The sequence below is a fragment of the Micromonospora sp. U56 genome, from assembly GCF_018070095.1.
GTDB lineage: Bacteria > Actinomycetota > Actinomycetes > Mycobacteriales > Micromonosporaceae > Micromonospora > Micromonospora purpureochromogenes.
Genome location: NZ_JAGPYL010000005.1, coordinates 109093 through 119125, shown reverse-complemented (window position 1 = coordinate 119125; position 10033 = coordinate 109093). Strand labels below are relative to the sequence as shown.

The window sequence follows — 10033 nt, the reverse complement described above, 5'->3', positions numbered from 1 at the left end:
GTATCCGGCACGGCCCGACCGCCGGTGCGTCCACCACCCCGCCGTACGGGTACGGCGGGACGACGTCAGAGGTGCTGCATGGCCAGCGCGCCACCGTCGATCTTGATCTGGCTGCCGGTGACGTAGCGCGACTCGTCGGAGGCCAGGTAGACCACGGCGTGCGTCACGTCGGCCTGGGTCACGTGCGAGATCGGCATGGCGTGGATGGCGCTCAGGATCGGCGCGACGTCCTCGACGGTGGGGTCGTCGAGGTCCGGCCGGTAGGTCTGGAACATTCCCTTGTTGAACGCCATGTCGGTGTCCACCGTGGTCGGGTGGACCGAGTTGACCCGCCCGCTGGTCGGCGCGAGCTGCAGCGCCAGCGCCTTCACGTAGTCGACCAGGACGTGCTTGGCGAACCGGTACCCGGCGTACCCGGCACCGGCCATCACGTCGGAGGGCATCGGAGGCAGGAAACTCGCGATCGAGCCGACGATGATGACCGACACGCCCTCGTTGAAGTGCGGCAGCGCCGCGTGCACGGTGTTCAGCACCCCGGCGAGGTTGACGTCGATGGTGCCGGTGAAGGCGGTGATCGGCTGGTCCGGCCCCATCGGCAGGATGCCGGCGTTCGGGATCAGGACGTCGATCTTCCCCAGCTCGGCGACGCCCTCGTCGATGGCCGCGCGCAGCGCGCCGTAGTCGCGGACGTCCGCGTGCCGGACGACCACCCGGCGGCCGGCCTCCTTGACCAGGCGCGCCGTCTCCTCCAGGTCCTCGTTGCCGGCCATGCCGTAGCCGGCCGAGTCGATGTCCCTGCAGATGTCGATCGCGATGATGTCGGCGCCCTCCTCGGCCAGCCGGACCGCGTGGCTGCGCCCCTGACCACGGGCCGCGCCCGTGATGACGACGACCTTGTTCTCCGCCCGCCCCATGTGGGTCTCCCTCTGCCGGATCGCGTGAAAGGTGAGTCGAGACCGACCGGGAGCAGCGCCGCGTGCGGCGGTCATTCTCGCGTACGGTGGCCCGCTCGGGGCCGACGCTAACCAGGTACGGGACGGGTCTGAACCCCTTCCGACCCCTACTGGTCCCTTGAAGGACGCCGCCTCAACGAGGCGCTGACCAACCTCTACGTCGGCCTGCACCGGGAGCTGCGCGGCGAACGGCTCACCGCGGCCCGGTTCATCCAGTCGTACGCGGTCGACCGGGTGATCGCGCTGCTGCGCCTCAGCGGGGCCGGTGCGGGCCACCGGCGCGACCCGTTCGACGCCAGCCGGCGCGTCGAGCAGGCGTACCCGCCGGAGGTCCTGCCGCTGGCCGCGATGGTCCCGGGGTACGCGCGCAACCGCGAGGCGGCACGGGCGGTGTTCGGCTGGCTGGCGGAGCGGTTCCCGGTGGACCCGGTGATCGGCGAGGCCGTCCGGCGGCTGCTGGACGCCCCGCCCCCGCCTCCGTCGCAGCGCGACCTCCCGGCGCCGGACGCACCATGACGATCCACCCGAACGTCGACGTCCCGACGACGAAGGGGCGCGGCCCGAGGGCAGGTCGCTGATCCGCTCCCCCGCCGTCGCATCGGGCGCGGGCCGGATCGATCGTTCCAGCACGCGCCGACCACCGGCCGTATCACGATGTTCGGGGTGGCCGGCGACCGGCGGGCCCGCCCCCGGCCGCGCGGGGCGGGCGGCGGCCGTCGGCGCGGAACGGTCGGGACGACGCCCCGCGGCGGCGGCGTGCCGACCGCGGCCGGTGGAAGGGGTGACGTGGAGGCGCTGTTCCTGATCGTGGTCCTGGCCGCCACGGTGCTCGCCGGCACCACCCTCGGTGGCCGCTACAGCGTGGCCCCGCCGGTCCTGCTGATCACCATGGGTGCGCTGCTCGCGCTGCTCCCACCGCTGTCCCACGTGGTGCTGGAGCCGGAGGTGGTGCTGCTGCTCTTCCTGCCGGCGATCCTCTACCGGGAGAGCCTGGTCGTCAGCATCCGCGAGATCCGGGCGAACCTGCCGGCGATCGCGTTGCTCGCCGTGGTGCTGGTGGGGATCACGATGGTCGCGGTGTCCCTGGCCGTGCAGCAGCTGGGGGTGGAACCGGCCGCGGCGTGGGTGCTGGGCGCGGTGCTCGCGCCGACCGACGCCGCGGCGGTCGCCGGCCTGGCCAAGCGGATGCCCCGCCGGCTCCTGACGACGTTGCGCGCGGAGAGCCTGATCAACGACGGCACCGCGCTGGTGCTCTTCTCCGTCACGGTCGGCCTGATCGTCGGCGGCGCCTGGCCGAGCGCACCATCCCTGCTCGGTGAGTTCGGCCGCGCGGCCGGGGGCGGGGTCGCCGCCGGCCTGCTGGCCGGCGGGATTGTGATCGCGATCCGCCTACGCCTCGACGACCCGCTGCGCGAGGGCGCGCTGAGCGTGCTGACCCCGTTCCTCGCGTTCCTGCTCGCGGAACTCGTCCATGCCAGTGGCGTGCTGGCCGTGGTGGTCGCCGGCCTCGTCCTGTCCTACTACGGGCCCCGCGTGATCCGGGCCCGCTCCCGAGTGCTGGCCTACGCCTTCTGGGACCTCTCCACATTCCTGATCAACGGTTCGTTGTTCGTCCTGCTCGGCATGCAGATCCCCCGGGCGGCGGAGAGCATCACCAGCACCTCGACCACGCAGGCGCTGGCCATCGGGGCGGTGGCGGCGGCCGTGGTGGTGGTGACCCGGATGGCGATGGTGCACATTGCCGGGTTCGGGCTGGAACTCGTTGAACGGCGTAAGCAGCAGCCCCGGGGCCCGATCGGCTGGCGGGTGCGCACTGCGGCCGGTTGGGCGGGATTCCGTGGCGCGGTGTCCCTCGCGGCGGCGCTCGCGGTGCCGGTGACGACCGCCTCGGGGGCCCCGGTCGCCGAACGTGACCTGATCATCTTCTGCACCGCGATGGTCATCCTGCTGACGATCCTGATCCAGGGCACCACGCTGCCGGCCGTGCTCAACTGGGCGCGGCTCAGGGGCGACAGTGAGCGGGAGGACGAGGTCCGGCAGGCCCGGACGGCGGCCACCAAGGCTGGCCTGGCCGCGCTGCCCGAGGTCGCCGCCGGAATCGGCGTCGACCCCGACGCGGTCCACCGGCTCCGCTCCGACTACCAGCGGCACCTCGACGACATGCTCACCGCCGACACCGCCGACACCGGCGACGAGGCCGCCGAGGCGCGGGAGCGCGACCGCCGCCTCCGGCTCCAGCTGCTCGACCACAAGCGCCGCGAGATCAACCGGCTGCGCGACAAGAACGAGATCGACGACGCCGTGCAGCGGGAAGTGCAGGCCGCACTGGACATCGAGGAGATCCGGCTGCTCGGGCCGAGCACCAACGAGTGACGCGCCGGCCGCCGTCAGGCACCCAGCCGTTGGCGCGCCAGGAACTTCGGCACGACCATCCGCCACGCCTCGGTCACCAGCTCGGTCATCTGGTCGTGGTCGAGCCGGTCCAGTCGGCAGCAGACCCAGTGGAAGCGCAGGTCGGACGCGCCGGGCAGGAAGAACACGTCCGGCTCGGCGGCGACGAGCCCGTCGCGTTCCTCCTTCGGGTAGCCGAAGCCCATCGTCGTCTCGTCGCGGGAGAACGCGACGTAGACGATGGCGCCCACCCGGAACTTCACCCGGTCGCGGATCAGGTGCTCGGTGGTGCGCGGCAACGTCAGTGCCAGCGACCGTACGTCGGCGACGGTGACCATGCGCCGACCGTAGCGGCGGGGGCCGACATCCCCGAACGCTCAGCGCGCCCGGGCCTGGTTCACCCGGACCGCGCGCAGCAGGGTGCGGGGAGCGGCGAGCGAGTTCGGGTGGCGGCGCATCTCGACGACGGCGTCGAAGCGCCGGGCGGTCACCGGGTCGGTCACCGATGCGGCGGTGATCTGGTCGGCCACCCATCGGGAGACCCGATAGCCCGGGGGGCGGGGGCCGGGCACCGACGGGCGGGCCAGGTCGGCGGAGGTGGACATCCCCCAGGCCGCGTCGACCACGACCCGCTGCAACGCGAGGAACTCCCGGGCCGGGCGGTGCAGGTCGGCACCGGAGCGGAGGTACTCCGAGAGGCAGGAGGCGTGCAGGGCCGCCGACGACATGCCCTGCCCGTAGATCGGGTTGAACGAGGAGACCGCGTCACCGACCGCGACCAGCCGGGCCGGCAGCCGGCGGAGGCGGTGGAAGTCCCGGCGCCGGCTGTCGGCCTGCCGGTAGGTGCGGACCGTCCCGAGCATCTCGTTGGCCACCACCCGGGCGAACTCGGGGGGAAAGTCGTCCCGGCACCGGCGGACGAGGTCGTCCGCGTCGCGGCCGGGCCGGTCGTCGCCGTAGCTGCCGAGCATCACGATCCACCGGTCGCCCTCGATGGCGGAGAAGGCGGCGCCGGCGATGTCGCCGCCCGCGGCGGTACAGCCGGCCAGCACCGCGACCGGCACCGGGTGCTCTTCGGTCCGCCGGAACGTGGCGGTCGCGTAGTGCAGGTTGATCGCCATCCGACGCATCGGCGGGCGTTCCCACCCGCCCTGCTCCAGCCAGTCGCCGAGGCGGCTCGACCGGCCGGTGGCGTCCACCACGAAGTCGGCGGGCGTGACGACCGGGCCGGTGGCGCTCTCGTGCCGTACCCCGGTGACCGCGGTGCCGGCGAAGTCCAGGCCGGTCACGCATCCGGGCAGCAGGGTCACGTTGGGCAGCGCCAACGTGCGGCGGCGGAGCAGCTCCTCCAGGAAGGGCCGGCTCGCCGCGATCATGTCGACGTCCGAGCCCGGGACCTTGCGCCGGCCGTCGAGGTAGCTGCGGCGGGCGGCGGCGGGAAGCAGGACGGCACCCTCGGCCACGGCCTGGCGGGAGAAGCCGGGGAACCACCGGTCGATCTGGTCCCGGCCGGCCGGGAGCAGGACGTGCATCTGGGTGCCCTGCGGCACTCCGGCCCGGTGTCCGGTGCCCGTGCCCAGCTCGTCCCGGTCCACTACGAGCACGCTCTCGGCGTGCTCGGCGAGCACCCGGGCCGCCAGCAGCCCGGCCACGCTCGCGCCGAGCACCACGGCCCGGCCCATGATCAACGATGGCGCGGGCGCCGGTCCGGTGGCGCCGAGCCGGGCGAAGACGCGCGCGGGCGACTGGTACATCACGACCTCCCGGGGGGCGGCGGTCCGGGTGCCGGCGTCGTGGCGCGTCCGGGCGTCCCCGGGGTGCGAGGGGAGACCGGGCTGCGGACACCGACGGGGCAGGCCGAGCGGATTGGCTCTGCGGTGAGCCTTGCCGGCGAATCTAACCGTCCGGCCGCCCGCCGACTCCCGTCATCACTGTCGCCATTCCGACGCTGTCGCCGCGTAACGCGGATGCCCCACCCGACGCTTCCGCCGACCGGGCCTACTTCCGCCGGTTCCGGTCCGCCGCCGCCCGGTCGTACTCGGCCTGGGCCGCCAGCACGGTGCCCAGCTCGCTCTCGACCAGCTCGATCAGCCCGATCAGCCGCTCGGCCACGCGAATGCCGAGCGGGGTGAGGCTGTACTCGACGTGCGGCGGGATGGTCGTCTGCACGTCCCGCCGCACCAGGCCGTCCCGCTCCAGCGCCTGGAGCGTCTGGGACAGCATCTTCTCGCTGACCCCGTCGACGCGGCGGCGCAGCGCGTTGAACCGGTACGCGCCCTCGTGCAGCGCGGAGAGGGCCAGGATCCCCCACTTGCCGGCGATGTTCTCCAGCGTGCGACGCGAGCCGCAGCCGCGGGCGAAGACGTCCGCGATGAGCTGGTCGTCGGCGTCCCTGGCGTCCGCTCCGCCGGGGTTGGTGAGGGGAGCAGTCATGGCTCGACCGTACCCGGCCGACACCCTCCTATCCACCGCACTTACTGATGGGTTGGCACTTTCCAAAAGTTAGTGCATGCTTCGAGGCACCCGTCATCCCGAGGAGTGACCATGATCGTCGTAACCGGAGCCACCGGCCTGCTCGGCCGCCTCGTCGTCACCGAACTGCTCGACCGGGGCGTTCCCGCCCAGCAGATCGTCGCCGCGGTCCGCACCCCGGAGAAGGCCGCCGACCTGGCCGCCCGGGGCGTGCTCGTGCGGGAGGCCGACTACGACCGCCCCGAGACCCTGACCGGCGCCCTCGTCGGCGCCGACCGCCTCCTGCTCGTCTCGGCCAACGAGATCGGGCGGCGGGTGGCGCAGCACCGCGCCGTCGTCGACGCCGCCGTGGCCGCCGGGGTACGCCTGATCGCGTACACCAGTGTCCTGAAGGCCGACACCGCCACCTTCCCGCTCGCCGCCGAGCACCAGGCGACCGAGGAGCTGATCCGGGCCTCCGGCCTGCCGTACGCGCTGCTGCGCAACGGCTGGTACACCGAGAACTACACCGGCAGCCTGGCCGCCACGCTCCAGCACGGCGCGGTCCTCGGCAGCGCCGGTGACGGCCGGGTCGCCGCCGCCACCCGCGCCGACTACGCCGCCGCCGCTGCCGCCGTCCTGACCGGCGACGGCCACCAGAACGCGGTCTACGAGCTGGGCGGCGACGAGCCGTTCATCATGGCCGAACTCGCCGCCGAGATCTCCCGGCAGAGCGGCACCGAGGTGGTCTACCGCGACCTGCCGGCCGAGGAGTACACGAAGGCCCTGGTCGCCGCCGGCCTGCCGGAGCCGTACGCGGCCACGCTGGCCGAGTGCGACCGGGGCATCGCCCGGGGCGAGCTGACCACCGACAGCGGTGACCTGCGCCGCCTCGCCGGCCGCCCCACCACCACCCTCGCCGACGCGGTCGCGGTGGCGCTCAAGGGCTGATCCCCTCGGCGCCGGTGGCCCGGGTGCGCGCCCCGGCCACCGGCGCCCGCGCCCGCGCCGAGTAACTCGTGATCCGGGCGTTTGCGGCGGTGGTCGGCGGGAAGGACCGACCTCCACCTGCCGAACGGAGATGACGTCGATGGAGGACCTCCACCGGTGCCCGCGCACCCTCGCGGCGCGAGCGAGCGGGCGGACGCGACGGAGCACGTCGTGACCGGGCCGGTGGCCGACGAGCCGCTCGGTGAGCTGGAACTCGTGCACAGCTTCACCGGGCCGATGCCGACCGGGGTCAGCGTCTCGCACACCGGCCGCGTCTTCGTCAACTTCCCGCAGTGGGGCGACGAGGTGCCGGCGACGGTGGTCGAACTGCGCGACGGCGCGGAGGTGCCCTTCCCGGACCAGCGGTGGAACAGCCCGTCCGGCGACGACGACGCGACGGCCTTCGTGTCGGTGCAGAGCATCGTGGTCGACCCCGCCGACCGGCTCTGGGTGCTCGACACCGGCAGCCCGATGTTCCGACCCACCGCTGCCGGTGGGCCGAAGCTGGTCCGGGTGGACCTGGACACCGACAGCGTCGGCCAGGTCATCACCTTCCCGACCGACGTGGCGCTGCCCACGACGTACCTCAACGACGTGCGCTTCGACCTGCGGCGCGGCGCGGCCGGCACCGCCTACATCACCGACTCCTCTCACTCCGGCCCGAACGGGATCATCGTGGTGGACCTGGCCTCCGGGGCGTCCTGGCGGCGGCTGCACGACCACCCGTCCACCAAGGCCGAGCCGCTGGCGACGTTCCGGCCGGTGGTCGAGGGCCGGCCGCTGCTGGAACGCCCCGCCGACGGCCCGCCGAAGCCGATCGCGATGGGCTCGGACGGCATCGCCATCTCGCACGACGGCGCCCGGCTGTACTACTGCCCGCTCGTCTCGCGGCACTGGTACAGCGTGTCCACCGACGCGCTCGCCGACCCGGCGGTCGACGACGGCCTGGTCGCCGCGTCCGTGGCCCACGAGGGCGACAAGGGCGGCGGCGCCGACGGGCTGGAGTCCGACGACGACGGTCGGCTCTACCTCACCTCGTACGAGCACAACGCGGTGCTGCGCCGCCGCGCCGACGGCGAGTACGAGACGCTGGTCCACGATCCCCGGCTGCTCTGGCCCGACACGATGTCGGTCGCCACCGACGGGTACCTCTACATCACCGCCAACCAACTGCACCGCCAGCCGACGTACCAGCGCGGCCAGGACCTGCGGCGCAAGCCGTACGCCCTGTTCCGGACCCGGATCGACGCCGGACCGGTGCTGCTGCGCTGACGCCGGGGGCGCGCGGGCGGGCCCGCGCGCCCCCACTCAGCCCTGCCGCGCCTTCTGGCGCGGGTCTGCCTTGTTGAGCACGAACAGCTTGCCTCGGCGGCGGACCACGATCGAGTTCGCCTTCCGCTTCAACGACCGCAGGGAGCTTCTGACCTTCATCCCGAGCCATCCCTTCCTCTGGTGACGCACAGCCGTGACCGGTGCACGGTCGGCCGGCACGAGGCGGCCCCGGCGCCGGAACGTCGTCACCCGGGCCGTCGGCACACCGCGGCTGGTGTACCCGACCCGGCAGCGGGCATTCGCCGTGCCCGCAGCGGGCCGCCGCCGGGTGCGGGCCGGACCGGGCCGCCGGGGTGACCGGGCGCTGACCTCGGCGCGTGCCTACGACCGGTGGTGGCTCCGCTGGGTGGTGGAGCTCCACCCCTGCCGCCGGAGTCGGTCGAACCCGTCCAGCAGGAGGTCGAGAGCGAACTCGAACTCGAACTGGTCGTCACAGCCGGGACCGACGACGGACCGCCCGTCGTGGTCGGCCCGCGAGGCGACCTCCGCAATGTGGGGATACCTGCGGGACATCTTCCGCAGCGCGGCCGCCTGCGTGCCCGGGTCGGGGCCAGGTGCGCCCGGTGCGCCCTCGTCGAACAGCTCCTGGCTGAACCCGAGGACGCGGCTCCCGAGCGCGTGCATCACGTGGTGCGTGAGGTCGACGGAGAGACCGCCGGCCCGGAACATCCCGATCATCGAGTCCAGGTACGCCAGGGTGGCCGGCGTCGGCCTGGTACGTGACTCGATCACCCGCGACGCCCACGGATGACGCAGGAGCGCCTGCCGGGCGGACAGGATCCGCTGCCGGACGGCGCTCTTCCAGTCCACGTCGGGGTCCGGCGGGTCGATCTCCCCGACGACCACGTCGGCCATGCCGTCCAGCAGCTCTTCCTTGTTCGCGACGTGCTTGTAGAGCGCCATCGGGACGACGCCGAGTTCCTGCGCGAGCCGGCGCATGCTGAGCGAGTCGATCCCGGTGGTGTCGGCGAGCGCGACGGCGGCGCGCAGCACCCGCTCGGTGTTCAGCGGGCGACGCCCGGCCTCGCTCTGCTCGGTCACCGGCTCGCCCTTTCCACTCCCGCTTGACAGGTGTACAGCGTACACCTAGAGTCCGTGCGTATTCAGGTGTACGGCGTACACCTGGCCGTCGCGGACAGGAGTCGACATGAGCCCCACGAGAAGGACCGCGGTGACCGCGGGAGTGTTCTTCCTGATCACCGAGATCGCCGCGATCGCGGGGCTGGTGCTCTACCGCCCCGCGCTGACCGACGCCGACTACGTCCTCGGGGCGGGCGCCGACCCTCGGGTGCTGCTCGGCGGGTTCTTCGAGCTGATCCTGGTCGGCGCCATCGTCGGCACGGCGGTCACGCTCTACCCGGTCGTCCGGCGGCAGCACCACGCCGCCGCTCTCGGTTACCTCTGTGTACGCGTCCTGGAGGCGGTCGTCATCGTCGTGGGCATCCTCAGCGTCCTGTCGGTGGTGACGCTGCGCCGGGACGTCGCCGGGACGGCCGGCGCCGACGACGCCTCACTCGTCACCGCCGCCCGGGCACTCGTCGCCCTCCACGACTGGGCGTTCCTGCTCGGTCCCAACGTCGCGCTCGGGGCCAACAGCCTGCTGCTCGCCCTCCTGCTGTACCGGTCGCGAATGGCGCCCCGGTCCATCACCGTGCTCGGGCTGGTCGGCGGGCCGCTCATCTGCGCCTCGGCGACCGCCGTGCTGTTCGGGCTCTACGACCAGGTCTCCACCTGGGGCGCGCTCGCCGCGCTGCCCGTGTTCGCGTGGGAGGTCAGTCTCGCCGGGTACCTCATCCTCCGCGGCTTCGCGCCGGCCGCCGCGCCCGGCGGCGACGTCCCGACGGGCCCGGTACGCGCCGAACTGTCGGCCGGGTGAGCGGTCCGGCCGCGGTGGTGCCGGGGATCGGGCTCCGCGC

At 73.3% G+C, this 10033-nt stretch carries 11 protein-coding genes; 5 read left to right on the top strand and 6 right to left on the bottom strand.

Going from position 1 to position 10033, the window contains the following annotated elements:
* Window positions 1-65: 65 nt before the first annotated feature.
* Window positions 66-914: a mycofactocin-coupled SDR family oxidoreductase gene (locus KBX37_RS04360; protein ID WP_210774616.1), complete on the bottom strand. Its 849-nt coding sequence runs from the start codon at window positions 912-914 to the stop codon at window positions 66-68.
* A 273-nt stretch (window positions 915-1187) separates the two neighbouring features.
* Here KBX37_RS04360 and KBX37_RS04355 point away from each other — a divergent pair, with 273 nt between their 5' ends.
* Window positions 1188-1469 carry a hypothetical protein gene (locus KBX37_RS04355; RefSeq protein ID WP_210774615.1) on the top strand — a complete coding sequence of 94 codons (282 nt, stop codon included), beginning with the start codon at window positions 1188-1190 and terminating at the stop codon, window positions 1467-1469.
* Between the two features lie 147 nt (window positions 1470-1616).
* Window positions 1617-3326, top strand: a complete 1710-nt coding sequence (locus KBX37_RS04350) for a Na+/H+ antiporter (RefSeq protein WP_307848939.1) — start codon at window positions 1617-1619, stop codon at window positions 3324-3326.
* Between the two features lie 14 nt (window positions 3327-3340).
* Here the strand turns inward: KBX37_RS04350 and KBX37_RS04345 are convergent, their stop codons facing one another.
* From KBX37_RS04345 to KBX37_RS04335, 3 genes are all read right to left on the bottom strand, one after another.
* Window positions 3341-3682, bottom strand: a complete 342-nt coding sequence (locus tag KBX37_RS04345; protein ID WP_154943138.1) for an MmcQ/YjbR family DNA-binding protein — start codon at window positions 3680-3682, stop codon at window positions 3341-3343.
* A gap of 39 nt (window positions 3683-3721) precedes the next feature.
* Window positions 3722-5098 (bottom strand): NAD(P)/FAD-dependent oxidoreductase, encoded by a 1377-nt coding sequence (locus tag KBX37_RS04340; RefSeq protein ID WP_210774613.1) that lies wholly within the window; start codon window positions 5096-5098, stop codon window positions 3722-3724.
* Between the two features lie 244 nt (window positions 5099-5342).
* Complete coding sequence (locus KBX37_RS04335) at window positions 5343-5777, bottom strand: helix-turn-helix domain-containing protein (protein ID WP_210774612.1); 435 nt, start codon at window positions 5775-5777, stop codon at window positions 5343-5345.
* A gap of 111 nt (window positions 5778-5888) precedes the next feature.
* Here KBX37_RS04335 and KBX37_RS04330 point away from each other — a divergent pair, with 111 nt between their 5' ends.
* Together KBX37_RS04330 and KBX37_RS04325 are read left to right on the top strand one after the other, a co-directional pair.
* Window positions 5889-6746 carry an SDR family oxidoreductase gene (locus KBX37_RS04330; RefSeq protein ID WP_210774611.1) on the top strand — a complete coding sequence of 286 codons (858 nt, stop codon included), beginning with the start codon at window positions 5889-5891 and terminating at the stop codon, window positions 6744-6746.
* Between the two features lie 156 nt (window positions 6747-6902).
* Window positions 6903-8057, top strand: coding sequence for an L-dopachrome tautomerase-related protein (locus KBX37_RS04325; RefSeq protein WP_307848938.1), 1155 nt, complete (start codon window positions 6903-6905; stop codon window positions 8055-8057).
* A 36-nt stretch (window positions 8058-8093) separates the two neighbouring features.
* Here KBX37_RS04325 and KBX37_RS04320 read toward each other — a convergent pair whose 3' ends face one another.
* Both KBX37_RS04320 and KBX37_RS04315 read right to left on the bottom strand, forming a co-directional pair.
* Window positions 8094-8216 carry a 50S ribosomal protein L36 gene (locus tag KBX37_RS04320; protein ID WP_210774610.1) on the bottom strand — a complete coding sequence of 41 codons (123 nt, stop codon included), beginning with the start codon at window positions 8214-8216 and terminating at the stop codon, window positions 8094-8096.
* A gap of 222 nt (window positions 8217-8438) precedes the next feature.
* Complete coding sequence (locus KBX37_RS04315; RefSeq protein ID WP_210774609.1) at window positions 8439-9158, bottom strand: TetR/AcrR family transcriptional regulator C-terminal domain-containing protein; 720 nt, start codon at window positions 9156-9158, stop codon at window positions 8439-8441.
* A 106-nt stretch (window positions 9159-9264) separates the two neighbouring features.
* Here KBX37_RS04315 and KBX37_RS04310 point away from each other — a divergent pair, with 106 nt between their 5' ends.
* Entirely contained in the window at window positions 9265-9993 is a 729-nt protein-coding gene (locus KBX37_RS04310) for a DUF4386 domain-containing protein (protein WP_210774608.1), read from the top strand.
* The last annotated feature ends 40 nt before the right edge of the window (window positions 9994-10033 follow it).